This is a genomic window from Chitinophaga niastensis (assembly GCF_003014755.1).
Classification (GTDB): Bacteria; Bacteroidota; Bacteroidia; order Chitinophagales; family Chitinophagaceae; genus Chitinophaga; species Chitinophaga niastensis.
In genome coordinates this window covers 37,332-61,112 of sequence record NZ_PYAW01000012.1, presented here as the reverse complement: position 1 = coordinate 61,112, position 23,781 = coordinate 37,332, and the positions used below count along the sequence as shown (strand labels likewise).

The 23,781-nt window shown below is 43.5% G+C and carries 24 protein-coding genes; 10 read left to right on the top strand and 14 right to left on the bottom strand.

Features of this window, described 5'->3' with window-relative positions:
* Positions 1 to 222: 222 nt before the first annotated feature.
* Positions 223 to 684: a bactofilin family protein gene (locus CLV51_RS28365; RefSeq protein WP_106531496.1), complete on the bottom strand. Its 462-nt coding sequence runs from the start codon at positions 682 to 684 to the stop codon at positions 223 to 225.
* A 9-nt stretch (positions 685 to 693) separates the two neighbouring features.
* Positions 694 to 1,773 (bottom strand): ParM/StbA family protein, encoded by a 1,080-nt coding sequence (locus CLV51_RS28360; RefSeq protein ID WP_106531495.1) that lies wholly within the window; start codon positions 1,771 to 1,773, stop codon positions 694 to 696.
* Positions 1,774 to 2,036: 263 nt separating this feature from the next.
* On the opposite strand from CLV51_RS28360, the gene CLV51_RS28355 reads away from it, so the two are divergent.
* From CLV51_RS28355 to CLV51_RS28345, 3 genes are all read left to right on the top strand, one after another.
* Positions 2,037 to 2,378 (top strand): hypothetical protein, encoded by a 342-nt coding sequence (locus CLV51_RS28355; RefSeq protein ID WP_146151401.1) that lies wholly within the window; start codon positions 2,037 to 2,039, stop codon positions 2,376 to 2,378.
* Positions 2,379 to 2,417: 39 nt separating this feature from the next.
* On the top strand, positions 2,418 to 3,041 hold the full coding sequence (locus CLV51_RS28350) for a class I SAM-dependent methyltransferase (protein ID WP_106531493.1): 624 nt from the start codon (positions 2,418 to 2,420) through the stop codon (positions 3,039 to 3,041).
* Between the two features lie 100 nt (positions 3,042 to 3,141).
* Positions 3,142 to 4,929, top strand: a complete 1,788-nt coding sequence (locus CLV51_RS28345) for a M1 family metallopeptidase (RefSeq protein WP_245898996.1) — start codon at positions 3,142 to 3,144, stop codon at positions 4,927 to 4,929.
* Positions 4,930 to 5,120: 191 nt separating this feature from the next.
* Here CLV51_RS28345 and CLV51_RS28340 read toward each other — a convergent pair whose 3' ends face one another.
* Genes CLV51_RS28340 through CLV51_RS28320 form a run of 5 tightly spaced genes read right to left on the bottom strand, consistent with a single transcriptional unit; the run spans position 5,121 to position 10,598 of the window.
* Positions 5,121 to 6,146, bottom strand: coding sequence for a DUF4249 family protein (locus tag CLV51_RS28340; protein WP_106531491.1), 1,026 nt, complete (start codon positions 6,144 to 6,146; stop codon positions 5,121 to 5,123).
* A gap of 2 nt (positions 6,147 to 6,148) precedes the next feature.
* Entirely contained in the window at positions 6,149 to 8,740 is a 2,592-nt protein-coding gene (locus tag CLV51_RS28335) for a TonB-dependent receptor (protein ID WP_158267183.1), read from the bottom strand.
* A gap of 49 nt (positions 8,741 to 8,789) precedes the next feature.
* Positions 8,790 to 9,767 (bottom strand): FecR family protein, encoded by a 978-nt coding sequence (locus tag CLV51_RS28330; RefSeq protein WP_158267182.1) that lies wholly within the window; start codon positions 9,765 to 9,767, stop codon positions 8,790 to 8,792.
* A gap of 51 nt (positions 9,768 to 9,818) precedes the next feature.
* Positions 9,819 to 10,379, bottom strand: coding sequence for an RNA polymerase sigma-70 factor (locus tag CLV51_RS28325; protein WP_106531488.1), 561 nt, complete (start codon positions 10,377 to 10,379; stop codon positions 9,819 to 9,821).
* Positions 10,380 to 10,598 (bottom strand): hypothetical protein, encoded by a 219-nt coding sequence (locus tag CLV51_RS28320; protein ID WP_146151400.1) that lies wholly within the window; start codon positions 10,596 to 10,598, stop codon positions 10,380 to 10,382.
* 619 nt (positions 10,599 to 11,217) lie between these two features.
* Between CLV51_RS28320 and CLV51_RS28315 the strand changes: the two genes are divergently transcribed.
* The 6 genes from CLV51_RS28315 (at position 11,218) to CLV51_RS28290 (ending at position 17,528) form a co-directional block, all read left to right on the top strand.
* On the top strand, positions 11,218 to 12,576 hold the full coding sequence (locus CLV51_RS28315; RefSeq protein WP_106531486.1) for an acyl-CoA dehydrogenase family protein: 1,359 nt from the start codon (positions 11,218 to 11,220) through the stop codon (positions 12,574 to 12,576).
* A 106-nt stretch (positions 12,577 to 12,682) separates the two neighbouring features.
* Positions 12,683 to 13,438: an SGNH/GDSL hydrolase family protein gene (locus tag CLV51_RS28310; protein ID WP_106531485.1), complete on the top strand. Its 756-nt coding sequence runs from the start codon at positions 12,683 to 12,685 to the stop codon at positions 13,436 to 13,438.
* Between the two features lie 39 nt (positions 13,439 to 13,477).
* The gene (locus CLV51_RS28305; protein WP_106531484.1) at positions 13,478 to 14,323 is read left to right on the top strand and encodes an alpha/beta hydrolase; all 846 of its coding nucleotides are present in this window, start codon (positions 13,478 to 13,480) and stop codon (positions 14,321 to 14,323) included.
* 83 nt (positions 14,324 to 14,406) lie between these two features.
* On the top strand, positions 14,407 to 15,528 hold the full coding sequence (locus CLV51_RS28300) for an SPFH domain-containing protein (protein ID WP_106531483.1): 1,122 nt from the start codon (positions 14,407 to 14,409) through the stop codon (positions 15,526 to 15,528).
* Between the two features lie 85 nt (positions 15,529 to 15,613).
* Entirely contained in the window at positions 15,614 to 16,732 is a 1,119-nt protein-coding gene (locus tag CLV51_RS28295; protein ID WP_106531482.1) for a zinc finger domain-containing protein, read from the top strand.
* Between the two features lie 226 nt (positions 16,733 to 16,958).
* The gene (locus CLV51_RS28290) at positions 16,959 to 17,528 is read left to right on the top strand and encodes a DUF4142 domain-containing protein (RefSeq protein WP_158267181.1); all 570 of its coding nucleotides are present in this window, start codon (positions 16,959 to 16,961) and stop codon (positions 17,526 to 17,528) included.
* 68 nt (positions 17,529 to 17,596) lie between these two features.
* Here CLV51_RS28290 and CLV51_RS28285 read toward each other — a convergent pair whose 3' ends face one another.
* The 7 genes from CLV51_RS28285 to CLV51_RS28250 all read right to left on the bottom strand — a co-directional run bounded on the left by CLV51_RS28285 (position 17,597) and on the right by CLV51_RS28250 (position 21,995).
* Positions 17,597 to 18,007, bottom strand: coding sequence for a DUF6691 family protein (locus CLV51_RS28285; protein ID WP_106531480.1), 411 nt, complete (start codon positions 18,005 to 18,007; stop codon positions 17,597 to 17,599).
* Between the two features lies 1 nt (position 18,008).
* Positions 18,009 to 18,584 carry a YeeE/YedE family protein gene (locus CLV51_RS28280; protein WP_211302150.1) on the bottom strand — a complete coding sequence of 192 codons (576 nt, stop codon included), beginning with the start codon at positions 18,582 to 18,584 and terminating at the stop codon, positions 18,009 to 18,011.
* Positions 18,585 to 18,646: 62 nt separating this feature from the next.
* Positions 18,647 to 19,207 (bottom strand): N-acetyltransferase, encoded by a 561-nt coding sequence (locus CLV51_RS29500; RefSeq protein WP_211302149.1) that lies wholly within the window; start codon positions 19,205 to 19,207, stop codon positions 18,647 to 18,649.
* A gap of 1 nt (position 19,208) precedes the next feature.
* Positions 19,209 to 19,610, bottom strand: a complete 402-nt coding sequence (locus tag CLV51_RS28265) for an OsmC family protein (protein ID WP_106531479.1) — start codon at positions 19,608 to 19,610, stop codon at positions 19,209 to 19,211.
* Positions 19,611 to 19,619: 9 nt separating this feature from the next.
* On the bottom strand, positions 19,620 to 20,249 hold the full coding sequence (locus CLV51_RS28260; protein ID WP_106531478.1) for an alpha/beta hydrolase: 630 nt from the start codon (positions 20,247 to 20,249) through the stop codon (positions 19,620 to 19,622).
* A 1-nt stretch (position 20,250) separates the two neighbouring features.
* A complete protein-coding gene (locus CLV51_RS28255; protein WP_106531477.1) occupies positions 20,251 to 21,183 on the bottom strand; it encodes a ring-cleaving dioxygenase in 933 nt (310 codons plus the stop codon).
* Between the two features lie 278 nt (positions 21,184 to 21,461).
* Positions 21,462 to 21,995 carry a YceI family protein gene (locus CLV51_RS28250; protein ID WP_106531476.1) on the bottom strand — a complete coding sequence of 178 codons (534 nt, stop codon included), beginning with the start codon at positions 21,993 to 21,995 and terminating at the stop codon, positions 21,462 to 21,464.
* Between the two features lie 321 nt (positions 21,996 to 22,316).
* Between CLV51_RS28250 and CLV51_RS28245 the strand changes: the two genes are divergently transcribed.
* Positions 22,317 to 23,771, top strand: a complete 1,455-nt coding sequence (locus tag CLV51_RS28245; protein ID WP_211302148.1) for a TolC family protein — start codon at positions 22,317 to 22,319, stop codon at positions 23,769 to 23,771.
* The last annotated feature ends 10 nt before the right edge of the window (positions 23,772 to 23,781 follow it).

Sequence of the window (23,781 nt, the reverse complement as noted above, 5' to 3'; positions counted from 1 at the left end):
TTGTGTGGTAACTCAAACATAACTAATTAGGGCGGTTCTATTGAACTGCCCTTTTTTTGCTCTTTAAATTATAGTTTTCCCGGACAACAATGATTATAAGAGATTAAAAAAGATTAGCGAAGATTAGAGCGGGTATTATTCGCTTTGATCTTCGCTAATCTTTTTATAATCAAAAAAATAAAATCAGGGTAATCAGTATAATCAGTTTAATCGGGAGAAAGACTAAAACCAGCTGGTCGATTGCTCCTCTTCATCAGGAGCAATAGCGGCAGGAGTGGAGCTAGGTTCCCTCTCTGCTGTTTCAGCAAGCGTTTCCGCCTTTTGTACAACCTGCACATTTTTACGGATAGCTCCTTCTACCACAGCACCTTCTTCTATTTCAAGTACCATCGCGTTTACATCGCCTTTCACAAAGGCTTTGTTGCTGATATGTGCTTTATTGCTGATGTACACATCACCAAACACTTTTCCATGCACTACCAGATCGGTGGCGTATATATGGCCACGTATACTTGCATTTTCACTAACTACCAGCTTACCGGTAGTTTTTACATCTCCTCTCACGTTACCGTCTATACGACCGGATATAGAGGCATCAATACTGCCGTTCACGGATACAGCTTTTGGAATACGAAAAGCACCGGGAACAATTATATTTCGGAAAAAATGTCTGACATTGATCACATGAACAAATTATAGGGTTAAGGGATTGGGATTCGGGTTCTGATGAATAGTATGTGATATCTCCTCTTCAAAAGTGGATATGATAGAACTGGCGTTACCAAGATCCAGCCCTACACTTCTTTGCGGCTTGTTATCAGAAATCCGCAATGAATTATAGAGATAACCAATACTCATGAGTTTTTCTGGTTCCGGTGCTACTTCTACCGGAAGGAAATCACGGAATTCTTCTACAAAGGCGTCTGTCAGCTCACGGTAGTGTGCGCCGCCACCCATCAGGTAGATCTTTTCACAGGTTTCAAAATCCAGATCAGTAAAGTAACTACGCATCAGCGGAGATACTACTTCCTTGTAATACTGTGTGAGCACACCTTTGCGCATATCGCGCAAATCAATGCGCTTGCGGTTGGTAAAGATAGATCCTTTCATAAAGGCATCATCTACCTGGTGCTCATTCTTCATTTCCAGGTAATGTTTCTGGTTCAGCTCACGGGTAAGGTTATTGATAGCATAACGGATACCATGAGAACTGAAGCAGGTTCGGTGTATCAAACCATCGCCGGTGGCCATGCCGCCTTCTATGGTACCAAAACCGAAACTGATAGCAATAAAATTATCTAATTGCGGCTCGTTGATGGTTTTCTTCAAACCAATAATACCACCCACAATTTCCGGAATCACTTCGTACTTCTCAATATCAAACATGGCCTTTTTAAAAGAACCTTTGGTATTGTAGGTTTGTGTATCGTAATCAATGAGGAAATGTCGTTTGCTTAAAAATTGCTCTGCTGCAGTTTTGTAGATATTGTAGGTAGAAAAAGGAAAACCCATGGTCAGCGCAATAGGTTGCTGTACCTTATCGATGGTGTTTAACAGTGCAGCTTTAAAAAGGATTTCATAATCTTCTTCTGTTGGAGAGGCATTGGTCACCCTGCCAGGATTAATCCCACCTCTTTTGGCCAGATTGCCAACGAGATACCAGGCATCATCTTTTTTAATTTTTAGTCCGTTCAGCAAATCCTTACTGGAATTTTCTGTGTTCCCGAATGCCGTTTCAAAAACGCTTGGGAAGCTGGTTGTAGATACTTTCATAGTGCTTTGTTGATAATAACGAATGTGGTCGCGGTTCTCCCCGGAGGAGGGCTTCCATCGGGATATTGAAATAGTTAGTTAAAGATATAAAATATTAGAAAATAAGGATATGACTTACAATGAATTTACGTTAAATTTAATACAGCGGCGTTTAATTTCAAAATCACCACGGGCTGCATTGATAATAAAAGAGGCCATTCCATCGTTTTAAACTTTGTCCCCCCTCATCCCCGTATCTATACTCACCTTCATTCATCATTTGCATGAAATACGTGGTGTTAACAGCCTGCAGTCTGCTACTGGCTTGCCATTCCTCTCAAAAAATATATCAGGCTCCCGCTATGGGTGCGGAAGCAGAATTTGACAGAGGCCTGCGACCAGAGAAACATCCCAAATACCTGTTTGATAAAAAAACGATGAAGGACATGGAAAGGAATGGCAACGTTTCTACCTATACCCCAAAAAGGCATAATACTGCCCGAACAATTCCCCTTCCCCAGAAAGCCGGCGATAGTACTGCTACACGTAAAGACAGCATACACGTGATAGTTGACAGTGCAAAGGCAACCGTCCTGCCGCCTGACTCTACACATATTCCACAGTAATTTCCTACATTTGATACTTTCATGTAAACAGGGAATGCTATGGAAGAAAAGGATAGAAAAACACATTGGGAAACAGTCTATACTAACAAACAACCCAATGAAATGAGCTGGACGCAGGAAATACCGGAAACGTCATTGCATTTCATTCAAAGCCTGCAGCTACCATCAGACACGGCTATTTTAGATATTGGCGGTGGTGATAGTAAACTGGTAGACCATCTGCTGGCAGCAGGATACACCGATATTACAGTGCTGGATATTTCAGAGAAAGCAATTGAAAAGGCACAACAGCGACTGGGAGCCGCAGCCGGAAAAGTGAAATGGATCGTTGCCGACATCAATGATTTTACACCGGAACATAACTACGGGCTATGGCATGACCGCGCCACTTTCCATTTTTTAACAACAACAGCAGCACAGGAACACTACCTTGCAGCAGCGCGCAAGGCGGTTGCTCCGGGTGGTTATGCGGTGATCGGCACATTTTCCTTGCAGGGCCCTGAAAAATGCAGCGGTCTGCCCGTGCAACGCTATAGCGGAGATTCCCTGGCCATAACATGGCAACATGGATTTGAAAAAATGAATTGTGCAGCAGTAGTACACACCACACCATTCAATACAACTCAACATTTTACCTTTTGTTCGTTTATGCGTACCCGTTAACGGACGCGCTTTTTATTTGTTTATGAAGAGATCCGGTATTTTATGTTTATTGCTGCTTATAGGTTTGCAGCAGGTATTCGCACAGCAAACAACATTGTATATGCCTGTCAATATAAAAAAGGCATATGATAAAAACAGCCGCGCTTACAGTGGCGCACCTGGTAATAAATACTGGCAAAACAAAGCTGGTTATGATATACAGGTGGCCTTTGATCCTGTTACCAACAAGGTTTCCGGGGCAGAGCAGATTGTGTATGTTAACAATAGTCCGGACACTTTACGGGATGTTAACTTTAAGTTGTTCCCTAACCTGTTTCAAAAAGAGACTATCAGAAGCATGACTATCAGTGCTGATGATCTCAACGATGGGGTAGCCATTAAAAACCTGCGGGTCAATGGTACTGAAAAGGTGCTGCCACCACGTATCATGGGTACCAACATGCCATTGTCGGTGCCGGAGTTGTATCCCGGCGACAGTATGCATATTGATCTCAATTTCTCGTACATCCTCAATGAAAATACCCATATCCGTACCGGTTCTATTGATACCGGCGCGTATTTTATGGCTTACTTTTTCCCCCGTATTGCGGTGTATGATGATATCAATGGGTGGGATCGTATTCCCTATACCGGTGCGCAGGAGTTTTACAACGACTTCAGCAACTTTCGTGTAGCCATCACCGTACCCGGTAATTACCAGGTATGGGCCACCGGCGATTTGAAGAATACCGCAGAAGTGTACAACGACAAGTATCTGCAACGCATTGCTGCTGCTGAAAAAAGTAACGACATCATTACTGTGATAGATAGCACAGATATTCGTGCCGGCAACATCACCAAAAATAATGCGACCAATACCTGGCGCTTTGAAGCCGCCAACGTCACAGATTTTGCTTTTGCATGCAGCAACCATTATATGTGGAATGCTACCAGCGTGGAAGTAGATGCTGCCACCAAAAGACGCACCCGCGTAGATGTAGCGTTCAATGCAGCACATGCCGACTTCTTCGACGTGGTACGCTATGCCCGCATCACAGTTGATAAAATGAGTCACTATTTTCCTAAATGGCCGTTCCCTTACAACCATGAAACCGTTTTTGACGGACTGGATCAAATGGAATATCCAATGATGGTAAACGATAATCCCCTGGCGGATAAGGCACAGGCAATTGAGCTGACGGACCATGAAGTATTTCATACCCTGTTTCCTTTTTACATGGGTACCAATGAAACCATGTATGCCTGGATGGATGAAGGTTGGGCCACAATCGGAGAATGGATTATTTCGCCACTGATAGACAGTGTTATTGTAGATGATTATGGCATGCTACCCTATAACACTATCGCCGGCAAATTACAGGACCTGCCTATCATGACACCTTCCAACCAAATTACAGAAGCTTACATGACTAACTCTTATCCCAAGCCGGCATTGGGTTACCTGTACGTGAAAGATATGTTGGGAGATAGCTTGTTCCTCAAAGCCCTGCACTATTATATGGCGCAATGGAACGGTAAACATCCGCAACCATACGACTTCTTTTACTGCATGAATACAGCCTCCGGTAAAAACATGGATTGGTTCTGGAAAAGCTGGTTCTTTGATAACGGCTATCCCGATCTGGGTATCGCCCAGGTAACACAAAATGGAAAACAAGGGAAGGTAGATATCATCTCCAAAGGTACCAAACCTGTGCCAGTAGACGTTACCATTCTTTTTGATGATAACAGTACTTTCAAAATACACAAGAGCATTGCCTGCTGGGAAAAGGGGAACAAAACATTATCACTCGCGTTTCCATCTCCCAAAAAAATAAAAAAAGTTACACTGGGTAGTACCTGGGTAGCGGATATAAATAAGGCGGATAATGTGTATGAAGTGAAATGATTGTCTTTCTCAGGATTAGACTGATTATGCTGATTACACTGATTTTATTTTTTTGATTATAAAAAGATTAGCGAAGATCAAAGCGAATAATACCCGCTCTAATCTTCGCTAATCTTTTTTAATCTCTTATAATCAAAAAAATAAAATCAGTGTAATCAGCATAATCAGTCTAATCCTGAGAAAGACAACCACTACAATGTATCGTAATACAAATAATACACCTTCTCGTAACACCCGCCTACAACCCCCAAACCTCCCGTTGTATTGCTTCTCAGCTGAATGGCTTGTATAAGACTATTAAGTCCCGGGTTGCGTTTCACTTTTTCATAAGTGAGCAGGAAATCATAATATTCTTTGGAAACAGATTTAACGTAAACCAATACACGTCCAACGGGTGCAATTGCTTCCGCAGGACTGGAGATCAGCGCAGTGGCATTGATGTAAAAATTAGTAGATAAGGGTCTGCCCATTTGTGTAAACAGGATGCTGTTGTAATTTTCATTCAATCCGCCTATCTGGTTATTATCTGCATTTTCATCCTGTGTATAACAGGGGATGCGGAGATAATCATTCAGGAAGATGCTGTCTTTGCTGATAGTAACACTAGGATCATTTTTCACCTGATCGTAGAGATCACTGTGTTCAGCTTTGTGATAACGCACCCCATGGTAGGTAAAGAAGGTATCTAAAGACACACTTTGTTTCAGTGCCTCCATCACCAGGTATTGACGCACACCTGGTAAAGGAGATATGTCAAAATGAAAACGCAATACCGGCCTGCCATTGAGGAGGGTACGGAGCGTGTCAGTCAGCTCCACTTTGAATGGGGGCGGAATCGAGGCCATAGCTGTAACGGGTTTCATTTCCGGTACCAACACCTGTACTTTATAATTTTTAGCAGATTCGAGTATCAGCTTGCCTTTGTAAACGCTCATCGCGTTGCTGGGATCCCGTACGTAGCTTAAAGTTTCCAGAATTTGCCCGTTTTTATCCATCAATTGGACTGTCGCATTTTCTACGAGGTCAAATTGATTGTCAACACCCGGGGCTACCGGTTTACTTTTACCGACGCGCACTTCTGCCTGACTACCGGCTATCAGCTCACTATATACTACGGTTCTGGGCTTGGCACTATTAGGCGGTACCGGTAATTGCTGTTCACATCCCATAAGAACAACCGCACACATAACAGGCAATAATTTAAACAGATACTTCATTATTAAAATTTGAAAGTATAACTGAGATATGGTAACGTTCTGAATATGCTATATTGATATAACTGTAACGGATATATTTCGTTGAAATTGAAGAAGGAAAACTGATCAAAGCTTACAATAAAAGGATTACTACGGTTGTATATATTGTATACCCCTGCAGTGATTACATGCTGAAAGCGCCGTTTATAGCCCAGGTATACAGTGGTGCCCAAATCCAGGTGATGAACTGCATGCAGCCGGTAATTATTAAGCCTGGCAATGTAGGGTAAATAATTAACCTGGCTGTTGGAGAAAGGGGAATAACGTTCATCCAGGTATCCCTGGATATTACGACCCCAGTCGAAGTCAGGAAATATTTGTGCCGGCAACGTAAAAGGTGCGCCGGAAGCAAATTTCCAGGAGGCAGATACATTCCAGTTCGGCTTGATCCTGTACTTCAGTGCCAACGAAAGATTATGCCGCCGGTCTTCTTTATAGGGGTACATTTTTCCGCCGTTTATGCGATCAAACTGTCGCCAGGCCCATGATAAGGTATACGAGAAAATGCCCGTCAGCTTACCTTGTGTTTTTTCTACCAGTAGTTCACTACCATAATTATAGCCATTGCCGGCAATTACTTTTTTCTCCCAGAGGTCTGAGTTATCAAAAATATTCAGCACCGTATTGGTGGTAACAATATCCTTTAATCGTTTATAGTATAGGTTTGTATTGAAGCGCCATTGGCTTCCCCATTGCTTCTGGTAAGCCAGACTATATGAAAATGCGTGTTCAGGCTTAATATTACTGGTACTGGGCACCCATAGGTCTGTAGGCAGATTGATAACAGGGGTGGTCAGTTGGTGCACAAACTGGGTCATTTTAGAAAAGGAAGCCTGTATAAATTGCGAATGGGGCAGTTGCCAGCGCATCATGAGGCGTGGCTGTGCACTGGCATAAAATGAACTGCTTTGTACCAGTGCTCCGAAATGCAAACCGGGCCTGATGATCAGCCGGTCATTCAGTAAACTGAGTTCATCTTCTGCATAAGCTGTTACCTCAGACATATAATAACGGGGTGACTGTCGCTTGGTAGCTTCGCCGGCAGAAATATTGGTACTGTAGGCCGTAGGTGCAAAGTTATGATAGGTATAACCACCGCCAAACGATAAATGCTGCGCATTGCTGATCGCATATTCTGTTTCATTTCTTACAGCAATATCTCTCACCCTGGAAAAACCTTTACCCTTCACAAACAGTGAGTCATTGAAGGAGAGGGGAATAATAGAATTTTGGGAGAAGACATTGTAAAAACGACTATAAGTGGCTGTGGTATTGGAAAATATACGAGGGTTGATTACCCGTGTCCACTTCAGGGCGGCGGTTATATTACTCCAGTTAAAAGAATAGTCATCGAATAGCTGGATCACCGGATTTTCACTCCTGATAAACATTTTATCCTGTCCCTTGTAAAAACTAACGTAGATCCTGTTTCTATTATTGATGATCTGGTTTAGTTTGAAGTTTACATCATAGAGGTAATACTTGCCATAATCTTTGAGCCATTCACGGCCGTATAGCGCGTCCACGAGGGATCTGCGAACGGATAGGGATACAGAGCTTTTATCTTTTACAATAGGTCCTTCCAGTAAAATGCTGGCAGATACCGGGCTTACGGTGGTGCTGCCATGCCATTCCTTCATATTGCCATCTTTGGTACGAATATCCACGACAGATGATAAACGGCCACCATAGCGTGCCGGGAAGGCATCTTTGTATAAAGACACATCTTTTACAGCATCTCCGTTAAAAATAGAAAATAGTCCGAAGAGATGACCGGTATGATATAGTGGTACCCCATCCAGGAGGTACAGGTTCTGATCGGACCCGCCACCTCTGATCAACAGGTTACTGCTGCTTTCGAGTGAACTACTGGCACCCGGGTACAGTTGTAATGATTTTAATACATCTTTTTCTCCCAGCAATGCCGGGAAACTGGATACGTATCCTACCGGCATGTTGATATATCCCGGCTGTGAAGTACCGGCCTCTTTTTCACCATTTACCACTACTGTTTGCAGGATATTCCGGATCTCCATATGGATGTCCAGCTGTCCTTCGTCCGGTGGGGGTAAATGCTGCAGCACCGTTTCATAGCCGACATGTGAAAACACAACACTGGTACAGCTATCAGGTACTTGTAAGCTATAAAACCCATAGGCATTGCTCACGGTACCTTTACGGGTTATCGGGTCATAAATAGATGCGCCGATGATAAGTTCGTTACTGCCGGCTTCTTTTACAAAGCCGCTGATGGTATAGTATTGGATTTGAGAGTTTTCGCGTAGCAGAAATATTTTACCGTTCAATGCGGCTGTCTGAATGCCGGTACCTTGCAGTATAGTGCTAAATACCGCGCCGGTGGTATGTTCCGTGCCATTGAGCTGTACTTTTTTATTCAGGTGCAGGAAGTTGGAACTGTAAGAGATATTAATACCCGTTTTCCGTTGTATGTCCTGGATATAAAAGAGAATAGTGCCCTGTTTGGCCGGAGGAGTGTAAGACTGCTGTAAGGGGTCGTCTGTACTGCTTTGTGCGCGCAGTGACAGTGCCGGCAATAATAGCAGGATAAAGCTGAAGACGTACAGTAATAATCGATTTACTAAGCTACTGGCTGATGACGACGGTATCGCCTTCTTGTTTGTAGTGGAAACCAAGCAATAGTTGTAATTCATGCAAAACATCATCACAGGACTGATTCCGGAAGGTGATCGTAGCTTTTTGCTGCGAGGCAGTTTCCCGGTATGAATCATCAATCCTGATATCTTTCGCGTAAAAGTCGGCTAATTGTGGCAATATTTCAAGTAATGATTGGTCATTAAATTGCAAAATGCCGGTTTTCCAGGCAATAAAGTTGGGGTCATCATTGTGTTTGGCAGATACCTGGCCATTTCCCCATATCCCTTTTTCACCACTGGCAAGTATTACAGCAGACGGATCGTCTTTAGCACCCAGTTTAACTTTTCCGGAGGCTACAATCACGGTAGTGCTGTCTTTTCCTGTTTGCACGGTAAAGGAAGTACCGAGTACTTCAATAACAGACTGGTTCGGTGTTTTTACTAAAAAAGGATGTGCAGGATCATTGGCTATTTCAAAAAAGGCTTCCCCTTCCAGTTCTACAACACGCTGATCATTGTGATAGCCGTTAATATATTTGATACGTGCACCCTGCCGAAGGGTTACAATAGATTTATCCGGTAGTTCAAAGCTTTTTATTTTGCCATCGTTGGCTACAAGTTCTTGCTCTTTCAAAGAAGGACGGCTGGCTAACCACCAGGCGCCGGTTGTCAGGAGTACCAGTATAGCCGCCGCCGCAGCGTATTTAAGGCCAATAGCCCTTATTTTGCCGGTAGCGGGTTGTAATGTTTTATTGGTTTTTTGCCAGGCTGCCGCAGTATTATATTCCCTTTTCGGGGTAATTGCACGGGGTGAATCCTGCCATAGCTGCGTTAAGATTGCGTATTCTGCCTGGTTGTCAGCGGAGGCATCCAGCCATTGCTGTAGCGTAGCAGATTCTGCTTCGTTACATTGATCCGATAGCTTTTTGGCTATCAATTCATAAATGTAGGTATCTAAATGCTCCATAATAACTTGAGTGCTCTTCCTTATAACGCACATGGGTACGTTAGCCCTCTATCAGGGCAATAATATTTTTAATAAAAAAAAGATACTTATGGGTAATCCATATTTTTCCAGGTACTTTCTTAATAGCTTCAGCGCCCGTCCCATATAGTTTTCAACGGTTTTGGCAGACAATCCAAGCTTTATTGCAGTTTGCTGATGTGTCATTCCCTGTACGCGGCAACAGTTAAATACCTCCCTGCACTGGGGTGGTAAATTGGCAATGGCTTCATAAATCAGCTGATCATAATAAGGCCTGGCATTTTTCTGCTCCTGCGCATCGGGCTCTTCACTGGTATCTGCTACCCATTCATAACCTTTGTTGCCCGCTTCTTCTGTGCTAAGTTTTCGCAAAGCAGATATAGAATTATTACGAACAGCACGGAATAAATATGCTTTTATATTTGGAATACCAATAAGGTCCTGATGCTTTTGCCAAAGCTTAATAAAGGTTTCCTGCACTACATCCTCAGCTGCTGCATCATCTTTCAGAAAACTATAAGCATAGTTACACAAATCACTATACTGCGTATGAAACAACTCGTTGTATGCCTGATAAGAAGGTGATTTAATCATTTAACCTTCACGATGTTTAAAATTTGAAATGATCGCTGCTAAAATAGGTAATTTTTTATTCTCATGCGTATAGAGGGTATAAAAGCATTTCGCGTTATCATTAATATACACAGTCTGACCTATATGCCGTACTGAAGTTTTTTTTAGTTGTGTTTTTAATACCATGGTTGCATAATTATTTATGCAACCTTTTTTTGTCATCTCCACAATTTTTGCCATTCATAGTGCTTTTCAGGCAGTTATTGCAACCCATTGTGATGTTCTGTAATTCAGACTTTTGCACATAAAACATTCCTGCCTGCACCCATATTGGATCAAATTGGAATACAATGGTGGGTGTTGAAGATTTTAGCGGGTATTGTCTGAACTGTGATTTTTATGATTAGTATGATGAGCCTGATGAGCGAAGATTGTCTGAACTATGATTTTTATGATTAGTATGATTATCCTGATTAGCGAAGAGCTCAGCGGGTATTGTCTGAACCAGGATTTTTAGGATTGAATGGATTACCATGATGGGCGTTATGTTGTTTTGTTTGGAAGATATAAGCGAATATCTCCGCTAAGATCTTCGGCACCCATCAGGGTAATCCATTCAATCCTAAAAATCCTGGTTCAGACAATACCCGCTGAGATCTTCGCTAATCAGGATAATCATACTAATCATAAAAATCATAGTTCAGACAATACCCGCTAAAATATCCGCTCATCAGGATAATCACCCTAATCATAAAAATCACAGTTCAGACAATCTTCGCTCATCACACCAATCATAAAAATCACAGTTCAGACTTTAATCTGTCTAATCTTGGTTATTTTTATATAAAACCCAGATATTATGTCCGGACCTCTCACAAAACTAAGAAACGCGTACCATCTGCTGAAGCGTATTGATTTTAAAATGCTCGCCCAACTCTCCGAAAAAGTAGACCTTCCAAAGGTCATGGAATCAGTAGCGCATATGGATGACACCCAGTTAAAAGGTTTGATGAAGATGTTGAGCAGCTACGGAAGTAAAAAAGAATTACCACCGGTTAATGGCGACTTTTACGACCTGGGAGAGAAGCTGAATGCAGATGACAGAGCATTACAGCTGAAAGTGCGGGCATTTATGGAGAAAGAAATTAAACCGATCGTAAATGAATATTGGCTGAAAGCTGAATTTCCTTTTGAGATCATCGCCAAATTCAGGGAACTGAATATCTGCGGCGTTACCTACGATGGATATGGTTGCCCTAACCGGTCTTACCTGATGGAAGGTATCATTGCCATGGAAATGGCCAGGATAGATGCTTCTGTAGCTACCTTCTTTGATGTGCAGAGCGGGCTGGCAATGGGGTCTGTTTACCAGCTGGGCTCAGCAGCACAAAAAGATGAATGGCTGCCCGGTATGCAGCAACTCAACATCATCGGAGCATTCGGACTCACGGAACCGGAAGTAGGATCAGCCACTGCCGGCGGATTAACTACTACGGCTAAACGTAATGGTGATACCTGGATACTGAATGGCCAAAAAAAATGGATCGGTAATGCCACCTTCGCGGATGTAATCGTCATCTGGGCAAAGGATGTAGACGATAACCAGGTAAAGGGTTTCCTGCTGAGAAAAGGTACACCCGGCTTCAGCGTGGAAAAAATTCATGATAAAATGGCCCTGCGCATTGTGCAGAATGGATTAATTACGCTCACTGATTGCCATATTGCAGAATCAGATCGTTTGCAACATGCCAACTCCTTTAAAGATACAGCACGTGTACTCCGTATGACCCGCGCAGGCGTGGCGTGGGAAGCGGTAGGCTGCGCACGTGGCGCCTATGAAAATGCATTAGCGTATACCCTTACCCGTAAACAGTTCGGAAAACCTATTGCTGCGTTTCAGTTAATACAGGGCCACCTGGTAGAGATGTTATCCAACCTCACTGCTATGCAAACAATGGTATACCGTTTATCAGAACTGCAGGACGAAGGCGCCCTGAAAGATGAACATGCTTCGCTGGCAAAAGTATTCTGTACACTCCGTACCCGGGATGTGGTAAGCCGCGCCCGTGAAGTAATGGGCGGCAACGGTATTTTGCTGGAATATAATGTAGCCCGCTTTGTAGCAGATGCAGAAGCGCTTTACTCCTATGAGGGCACCAAAGAAATTAACTCGCTGATAGTAGGACGCGCTATTACCGGGTTCAGTGCATTTGTATAATAAGTGCAGACCCGGACGCTTTAAAATATAAAAAATGAATTCTTTTTTATATTTTAAAGCTCGTTGCGGAACACGCCCGCCATCGTCATCTAATTTAAAATTCGTTATGGATCAATCTAACCGTCGTAATTTTCTGAGGAATGTATCCCTGGGAAGTCTTGCTGCCATCAGCATTCCAAATATCGTATCTGCTGCGGTGGCAACAGATAAAACAAAAAAGATTGTGCTGAAAAAAGAAAGCATCGTGCTGTTTCAGGGCGATTCCATTACAGATGCGGGCCGTAAACGTGATATAGACGCAGCCAACAACGGAGCTGCTTTAGGCGGCGGTTACGCACTCATGGCGGCATCGGATCTGTTGCTCAAAAATGCAGATAAAAACCTGAAGATCTATAACAAAGGTATCAGCGGCAACAAAGTATACCAGCTGGCAGAACGTTGGGATGCAGATTGCCTGGCGCTGAAGCCTGATGTACTCAGCATATTGGTAGGGGTAAACGATTATTGGCATACTTTATCTCACAACTATAACGGTACTGTTAAAACATATAAAGAGGACTACGATAAGTTGCTGGCCCGCACCCAACAACAGTTACCGGATGTTAAGTTCATCATCGGTGAACCCTTTGCTGTTACCGGTGTGAAAGCGGTAGATGAAAAATGGTATCCCGCCTTCGATGAATATCGTGCAGCTGCCCGCGAAATAGCAGCTAAATACAACGCCATCTTTATTCCATATCAGGCTGTTTTTGATAAGGCCCAAAAGTCGGCTCCTGCTGCCTATTGGACCGGCGACGGTGTACACCCCAGTGTAGCAGGTGCCCAGCTGATGGCAGAAGCATGGCTGCAATGCGTGAAATAAAGGCCGAAGGCCTTCTCCTAATACGCTTAATTTCCCGTTATGAAACAATGTTGTATTTTATTAATGATGCTTGGATTGAGTACCTCCATATACGCGCAACAACAGGTCATTCATCTGTGGCCAGGTGCAGTACCTGGCGAAACCGCCGCCAAACAGGCTGCCAGCGTAACAGCAGACGGCAGCAATAATGTAAAACGACTCACAGATGTAACAGATCCTGTTATAGAAGTATTTCCAGCTCCTGCAAAAAATAATACAGGTGCGGGCGTTATTGTTTGTCCCGGTGGCGGATACAGCATATTAGCCATTAACCTGGAGGGCTATGAAATTGCTACCTGGCTGAATAAACTGGGCTATACCGTATTTGTATTACAATACCGGGTGCCAAAGAAAGAAGCGGGTGCGCTGCAGGATGCGCAACGGGCTATCCGCATGGTGCGCAGCCGTGCAGCAGAATGGAAGCTACAGCCGGAAAAGATTGGGCTGATGGGCTTTTCAGCTGGTGCCAGTCTCACAGCAAGAGCAGCTACACAATATAACGTGAACACCTATACGGCAATAGACAAAGCGGATAGTTTGTCTGCCCGTCCGGCTTTTGGTATCCTTGTTTATCCCGCCTACCTGGATAAGGGAGAGAACAGGAAACTGACGCCGGAATTGCAGGTAGATAAGAATACACCACCTATGTTCCTCTTTGCTACGGCCGACGATTCTTATGGCAACAGTGCCCTGGTAATGGCGGGCGCTCTGCGCGATGCCAGGGTTCCGGTAGAGTTGCATTTTTATGCGAAAGGCGGCCATGGCTATGGTTTACGTGCCGGCAACCCGGCGGCAGATGTATGGCCCGGGTTACTGGAAAACTGGCTGAAAGGTGCAGTGAAGTAAGGTTGTAGAAAATTATAACTTTTCATTATCATCATTTCGAATAAATAATTCTCTAAATTTGACAGACTATAAAACCTGTTACTATGGGAATTTTTGATAAACTCAGGAATGAATTTATTGACATTATTGAGTGGACGGACGCCTCCACAGATACGATTGTGTGGAAGTTTCCCCGTTACCAGAATGAAATAAAAATGAATGCCAAGCTCACTGTCCGTGAATCGCAGGTAGCTGTTTTTATGAATGAAGGTAAGATTGCCGATGTATTTCAACCCGGCATGTATACCCTTACTACGCAGAATATGCCTATAATGACCACCCTGCAGGGATGGAAATATGGCTTTAACAGCCCATTCAAAGCAGATGTGTTTTTTGTGAGCACGCGCCAGTTCACCAACCAGAAATGGGGAACTAAAAATCCGGTGATGCTGCGGGATGCTGAATTCGGGCCATTACGCCTGCGTGCATTTGGTAGCTATGCTTTCCGTGTGAAAGATGCAGCTCAGTTCTTAAAGGAAGTGGCTGCTACCAACCCGGAATTTACAGTAGATGGTATCAACGAACAACTGCGCAACCTGGCCGTATCACGCGGTATGGAAGCTATTGCAGAAGCAAAAATACCGGTATTAGATCTCGCCGCAAATTATGAAGAAGTATCAACTCATATTACGGGTAAAATAGGATCGGAATTTAATGAGCTGGGACTGGATCTGACCAAGTTCCTCATCGAAAATATTTCTTTACCTCCTGAAGTAGAAGAGGCACTGGACAAACGCAGCAGCATGGGCATTGTGGGCAACCTCGGCTCGTATGCACAGTTTCAGGCTGCCAACGCAATGGAGAAAGCCGCTGAAAATCCATCCGGTGGAGGATTGGCCGCTGCTGGTCTGGGTGCCGGCATGGGCGCAGCTATGATGGGACAGGTAGGTAATGTTTTTCAGAATAACCAGGTAAATCCTAATAATCAGGCAAACGCGGGAGGTGGAGCACCTCCGCCATTACCCGCTGCTGCAGCCTATTTTGTAGCAGTAGAAGGCAAACAAGCCGGCCCGTTTGACATGGATCAGCTGCGTCAACTGGCTGCTGCAGGCAGCTTAAATGCACAATCACTGGTATGGAAATCTGGCATGGCCGCGTGGTCAGCTGCAGCTACTGTTCCTGATCTGGCGCCTGTTTTAGCTACTGTACCACCACCATTACCTTAATAATTTTTGATTGATTAATTCAGAGATGAACGGATATAAATTCAAATCCGCACATCTCTGAATTTGTAAATCCCAAAATATTCCTATGTCTTTTGAGGAGAAAACAAGTGAGACGGTCAACTCATTAAAATGTCAGAACTGCGGTTCCATACTGCATTACGCGCCTGGTACCAATAGCCTGAAATGCGAGTATTGCGGTACTGTAAATGTGATAGAAGATACTACTGTGCCAACGGCCATTCATGCTTTTGACTACGATACTTTTATTGCCGATCAACAGCATAATACACAACTCACACAGGAAGCGGTAGTAGTGAAATGTGTTAGCTGCGGGGCTTCTACCACTATGCTGCCCAACGTTACAGCAGATGCCTGTCCTTTTTGCGCGTCGCCGCTTGTTATTGATACCGCGCAAACTACAGCGATCCTGCAACCACATTATGTATTGCCTTTTGCAGTGAAGGACAGCGAAGCTTTGCAGTACTTTCGTACCTGGATGAGCAAGCTCTGGTTTGCACCATCAGACCTCGTAAAAAGAGTTAAAGATAGTTCCTCCCAACAACTGAAAGGGATATACATCCCTCACTGGAGCTATGATACAGATACTAACACCCAATACAGCGGTCAGCGTGGAGAATATTATTATACCACTGAAACCTATACGGTAGAAGTAGATGGTGAAACGGAAACGCGTACCCGCGAGGTACGTCATACCGCCTGGTATAATACTTCCGGTGTTGTAGACAATAACTTCCGTGACATGCTGGTATCTGCCAGTCCTTCCCTGCCACTAAAAATGGCAGAGATCCTGGAGCCCTGGTTGCTGGATCAGTTGAAAAAATATGATGGCCGCTATCTCAGTGGCTTCCGGGCAGAGTTATATCAAACCAATGCGGAACAAGCCCTGGTGGTTGCTAAAAAAAGGATGGATCCTGTTATTCGCGAAACGATTTGCAGTGACATTGGTGGTGATGAACAACAAATAGATCGTTATGGCGTAGCGTACAATAACCTGGGGTTAAAATACCTGTTACTGCCCGTTTGGATCAGTGCCTATCGCTACAATGGCAGGCTCTATCATTTTGTGGTGAATGCATGCACAGGTGAAGTAACCGGTGATCGTCCATATAGCTGGATGAAAATTGTCGGCCTGATAATCAGTATTATTATAGCTATTATCATTATTTATCAGTTCGCTCACTAATAGTAAGCACCTTATAATATTATGCTGGTCTGATCCATTCAGGCCAGCATTTTCGCCCGATCCGGGGAAAACAATCTACAACCCTTTTTCTTCCCAAAAACATTCCTGCTGCTTGTAAATCCTTTGCTGTAGCGCATTTTGAATGGTTTGTTGTTTCCATGGTATCGTTTTTGCAAAGTTATCTCCAGAAACATACAACCCTATTACAAATCCAAAACAAATTGCAATGAAGAAGTTAGTTCTTTTATCAACAACGTGTCTGGCAGTGTGGATGCTGCAATCCTGCGGGAATAATCCGAATCCCCAATCGCAAAAGCCGATGGATAGTGCGCAAAGCATGAATGAAATCGTAAAACCTGTAGACCAAAAGTCATCTCAATTTGCGGTGGATGCAGCTAATGGTAATATGATGGAAGTACAAATGGGCAAATTAGCACAGGAAAAAGCCCAGCATCCGCGTGTTAAAGCATTCGCAACTATGATGGTAAATGATCATTCAAAAGCAGAAGATGAGCTGAAAGCATTGGCTGCAAAAGAAAATATAACCCTGCCGGCAGAGTTGTCTACCGAAGAGAAAAAACATATGGATGCATTAGGTAAGAAAAGTGGAAAGGATTTCGATAAAGCCTATATCAATATGATGATAGATGATCATTACAAAGATGTAAAAGTGTTCGAAAAAGCATCCGATAATGTAGGTGATGAAAGCTTGAAGACATGGGCGAGGAATACATTACCTACACTGAAGGCACACCAGGATTCTGCAAAGGCAATTCAGGAAGCGATGGAAAAATAGTGTAATAGATTATCCGTGAATGTCGAATAAAGAAAAGCTTCCAGGCGGCAAACCTGGAAGCTTTTCTTTTAATGTGGTAGTTTACTTTGCAACGCTCCATACAGCCAGGTACCTGCAATGGCACTCAATAAGGTAACCGCTACTATTGTAAACCCGCTGCCTATCTGCGCAAACAACGGACCGGGACAAGCCCCGGTGATGGCCCATCCCAGGCCAAAGATAATGCCGCCAAAGATCTGCCCTTTGTTAAAAGTTTTTGGTGCTATGGCAATAGGCTCACCAGCCATTGTTTTAATGTTAAAACGTTTGATCAGTTGTATGGAGATAATGCCCGTCACCACTGCGGTGCCGATAACGCCATACATATGAAAAGACGTCAGCTGAAACATTTCCTGTATCCTGAACCAACTGATCACCTGGGATTTTACCAGCACAATACCAAAGAAAACACCTGCTATTAAGTATTTTATATTTTTCATCTCAATTAAACCATTTAAACAGATAAGGGATCAATACATTGGCGCTGAAAAAACCGCCTGCCATAAAACAAATGGTGGCTACCAACGAGGGCCACTGTAAATTGGATAAACCCATAATAGCATGACCTGATGTACAACCGCCTGCATAGCGGGTTCCAAAGCCTACCATCAACCCACCAATAACAAAAAATATCAATCCTTTCCAGGTAAATAAATTAGACCAGCTGAATATCTCCGAAGGGAGTAGTGCAGTATAATCATGTACACCATATGTTGCCAGTCGCGCCTGTGTAGCAGCAGCTACCTGCACATTGTTGCCGTCCTGCAGAAAATGACCTGCTATGAAGCCGCCTAATATTATACCCGCAGCAAAAAACAGGTTCCAGGATTCTTTTTTCCAGTCGTATTTAAAGAAAGAGATATTGGCCGGGAAACAGGCGGCACATATATGTCGCAATGAAGAGGAGATCCCGAAAGCTTTATTACCTAAAATAAGTAACAAAGGCACCGTAAGACCAATCAACAAACCCGCCACTGACCAATGCCATGGCTGTTGCACGAATTTTAATATGTACATAGTAAGAGAATTATGATATATGGCAAGATAGGAATAATTGAAACCTTTCTACATCAATACCATTATAACAAATCATTATACTCCGGATGTCTTTTCATATAGGCGTTCACGTAAGGGCACAGTGGTTTTACTTTCAGGTGGTTTTCCCTTGCGTATTCAAGCACATATTTAGCCATCTGCCCCGCAATTCCACGGCCTTCCAGCTCTTCGGGTACCTCTGTATGTATGAAAGTAATGCCGCCGTGAAAAAGGCTATACGCTATGAGCGCTGTATGGCCATCTACTACGGTTTCAAACTGATGTTTAGTAGTGTTATTGTTAATAGTCAGTTCCATATGATGGTGGTTAGGAGGTGTCGGTGAATCGGTCTTTGTTTGAGTAGTATCGTTATCCTCAGCGGGTCCGTCACTATTCATGAAATAGCTCAATGCACCGGAAGGGCATTGTTTTATCTGTGCTATAATTTGTGCGGTAGTGGCGCCTTCAGCATTGATCCAGGGCTTCTGGTTGGGATTGAATACCATTGGAAGCCCGTGGAAACATCTCTCAGAATGTATGCACACATTGGGTTTCCACACAATGGTCACCTCTCCGTTAGTATAATGTTTAGTGATGTCTTTCATATTAAACGGCTTTATTAACCAGACTGATAGGATTGCTCAAAATCTTGTGAACAGGGCAGTTGCGGGCAATCTGCATCAATCTTGCCCGTTGTTCTTCACTCAGGTTACCAACTAAATGGATGTCACTTTCGATTACGGTAGTATTGGCATCCGGCTTAGCCTCACTGTTGTAGCGTAATTCAATTTGTACATCTTCCAGCGGCCACTTTTTCCGGGCAGCATACATTTTTAAGGTGATAGCGGTGCAGGCACCCAGGCTGCTCAATAATATTTCGCCGGGCTGAGGACCTGTGTCTTCGCCACCAACGTCGTTGGGTTCATCTGCTAACCAGCGATGGTCACGGGCTTCAATAGATACCTGGTAGGGGATACCTGCAATACTAACTTTAACTTCCTGATCCATGTTATGTTTTTACTGAAAATTATCTTTCATCCATTTGGCAGCTAAGGTAATGTCTTGTTGCGCCAGATTGTGACCTGTATTTATTTCGTGGTGATTTACTTTAAAGCCATTTGCTTTTAATAACATGGCGTAAGCTGCGGTGGCAGCCGGATCTACGGTACTGTCCTGTGTGCCGGAGCTCATGAATACAGGTTGTTGCCGCTGTGTTTCAAAGCTGTCTTCCAGTCCGCTTAGTGGCTGCATAGGCCGAAATAAAATAGCGCCTGCCAACAGCTCGGGATATAATATCAATGTTGCGCCGGCAATGTTGGCGCCGTTGGAATACCCTAACGCAATCAGTTTGTTGCTGTCGAAATTTGCTGTAATGGCCAGGTTTTTCAGGAAGTGTACCATTTCATGTGTCCTGAAATGCACATCTTTTTCATCAAATATGCCCATGCCTAAACGACGGAAAAATCTTGGCATGCCATGTTCTTCTACATTTCCGCGTAAGCTCAATACATTGAAACCCGTGCCCATCTCTGCTGCCAGCGGTAATAAGTCTTGCTCATCACCGCCGGTGCCATGCAGTAACAAAAGCGTATAGGCGCTTGCGTTACCTGCGGGTTGATATACATATTTCATCGGTGAAAAATCCATCTTAAACCAGTTTAATCAGTTTTTGCTCAATCTCTGCTCTTTGTGGTTCATATTGTTCCGGTAACATCAGGTGCGTGCCCAGCTCCGCTGCCGGCTCATCTACGGTGAAACCAGGTATATCGGTAGCTAATTCAAATAAAACGCCGCCGGGTTCTCTGAAGTAAACAGAGCGGAAGTATTTGCGATCCAGCTGTGGGGTGGCATTCAGGCCACGGTCTTCCAGTAGCTGACGGAAATGCATTTGCATATCGTCATCTTTCATGCGGAACGCAATATGGTGTACGCTGCCACCAGCCACATGCCCGCGGGGTTCTCCTTTGGCCTCTACAAGATCGATGTAGTTGGCTGTTTCACCAGCCGGACTGGCAAACCGGTACCTGTTGGAATGATGTTTTTCGAGATGATAACCGAATACAGACACCAGCAGATCTGCTGTAGGCTGCACATCTTCCAGCGTCAGCGTTACATGGTGAAAGCCGCGTGTGGCGTGTTCTTCCTGCACATCGTTGGTTACCCAGGGTTTGCGTGCATCCGGTTTATCCGGTACGGTAAGCTCTACTTTTAATCCGTCCGGATCAATAAAGGTCAGGTATACTTCTCCGAATTTGGAAGAAGGTTTGTTGTAAATAATATTCTCTTTTTCGAAGCGTTTCAGCCAGAAGTCAATACTACCTTCGGGAATGGAATAACCTACTTCTGTGGCCATATGTGTGCCCCTGCGACCAGCCGTAACATCTTCCCAGGGGAAAAAGGTAAGGATGGTACCGGGAGTGCCTGTTTCATCTCCGTAATAAAAATGATAGGTGTGCGGGTCATCAAAGTTGACCGTTTTCTTCACAAAACGAAGTCCCATCACCCGGGTATAAAAATCAAAGTTCTTTTTAGCATTGCCTGATATTGCTGTAATGTGGTGCAGGCCAGTGATTTGGTTCATGGGTCCTTTTTTTGACTGTGATTATTATGATTATTATGATGATCCTGATGAGCGAAGATTTTAGCAGATATTGTCTGAACCAGGATTTTTAGGATTGAATGGATTACCCTGATGGATGCCGAAGATCAAATGAGAGATTTTCGCGTATTTCTCTGATAATTAAAACAACATAACACCCATCAGGGTAATCCATTCAATCCTAAAAATCCTGGTTCAGACAATATCCACAACGTTCTTCGCTTATCAGGATCATCATAATCATCATAATAATCACAGTTCTACTTCTTAATCAATTGTACTTCACAATTTATCTTTACCTCATCGCTCACCATAATGCCACCGGCTTCTGTTACAGCGTTCCAGTTAAGACCAAAATCTTTACGGTTTATTTTTCCATTAATGGTGAAACCTGCTTTAGTATTGCCCCAGGGGTCTTTTACCACACCGCCGAACTCTACATCCAGTTTGATGTTTTTGGTCACATCACGAATGGTCAGATCGCCATACAATGCATAAGATCCGTCATTGTCCACATTTTCATATTTAGTGGTTACGAAAGTGATGTAACGGTATTTATTTACATCAAAAAAATCTGGTGAGCGGAGATGTTTATCTCTGTCATCATTGCCGGTAGAAATAGTGTCTACATCAACAGACGCCTTCACTTTGGCCGTCATAAAATCTTCCTCGTCTGTATCTGCATCCACGGTAAAACCGTTAAACTTACCGTTAATGTTGGTGATCATCAGATGACGGATCTTGAATCCGAGTTCGCTGTGGGCAGCATCTGCCATCCATTGTTGTTTTGCCATAAGTGAAAGTAGTTTTTGTAATGAGCCTGTAAATTGAATTACCGTGAAAGTCGCTCCCGGCTTATATTTTAAACAAATTTAAATACTGATTGTTCAATCTATTTCAATGCAAATATCGGATGATATGTGACAGGTTGAAATGGATAAAAGCGTGATAATGATGTACTATTTACGGTTAACTTAAAGTTACTGAATTTAACTATAAAGACTTTATTATCATATTATGTTTAATTTTTTTTAAATACTACAAACATTATGCATGAAAGATTGTTACTGTGTGTTAGTGTATTGCCATAACACATCTGATGAAATGAAAACCGTATGAGATATTATTTGTTTTTTATACCGCTATTGCTGGCAATGTATGCCCGGGCGCAGCAGGGCGGGAAAGAGCTGACTTTAAAAGAATGTTACCAACTCGCAAAACATGGGAATACACTTGTACAACAGGCAGCACGTTCGCTGCAGGCAAGGGAATATTCGCTACAGGCGGAGAACAGGTCTTATTACCCTAAAATAGATTTGCTGGCTGGCTACAACTATCTTGGCAAGCCCCTGGAAATAAATCTGCAACAGGTAAAAGACGGGGTAGTAAATGGTTCTTCCGCCCAAAGTGTAAACACTGCCAATACAGTGTATCAGCAGATCACCGGACAACCGCTGCCACAACACGTACAGGATGTGATTTATAATGCTACCAAAGGCATCGTGAATACACTGTACCCAAATTATAATCCCACACTTGCCAAACAATCTTATTTTATGGCCGGCCTCGGCCTCAGACAGCCTATTTACCTGGGTGGCAAAATAAGCGCGGCGCAGGACCTGGCCCGTACACAGGTAACAGCCGGACAGTTTAATCAACAGGTAGTAGAAAAAGGATTATACTTTGCCATCAGCGCACAATACCTGCGCATCCTCTATCTCAATACTATCATGGCACACGAAGCAGTGATTGTATCTTCCTTTCAGAAGAACCGCGACTACGCCACTTCGCTGAAAGATAATCAGATCTTACCACCTTATCTGCTCAACTGGGCCAGGGTAGCCTTAATACAGGCTACTAACCGGTATAGTAACCTGGAATTGGAAAAAGAAAACGCACTGCTGGAACTCAACAACCTCCTGGGTCAACCGCTCGAAACACCTGTATTCATCAATGATACACTGCAATATGAAAACAGGGTGGTGAATGTAGCCGGACAAACGGATTTCTACCAAAACAATCCTACCTATCGCCTCATTGAAAGTAAAACAGCGCTGGCCAATGTAGCAGTAAAGGCTTCGCGCTCTTTATCGCTTCCTAATATATTCGCTATCGGTAATTTAAATCTTTATCAGAAAGATTTACCTATAACGATACCACCATGGCTGATAGGCGTGGAAATGCAATGGAACCTGTTCGATGGCTTCCAGAAATACAAACGCACCAAAGCCAGTAAAATGCTGGTGGAAGAAGCGAGAATGGCCGCTGCAAATACCAAAACATCGCTGGAATTGCAATTGCATGTAGCCATGAATAAAATGAAAGCATTACAAAACGATGTGGCTTCACTCGATAGCGCACGGCAACAGGCACATACTACCACTACACTGATAACGGATCGTATGCAGAACCAGTTGTCATCTGTAAAGGATGTAAATGATGCATTGCTGCAGGAAGAAGAAATGGAGAAGATCTACTACACCGCCGTAATGGGCTATTACCTGGCATTGGCGGAATACTGGAATGTGGTAGGCACACCGGAACAATTTGCTACTTACGTTGACAGATAAACATACATCA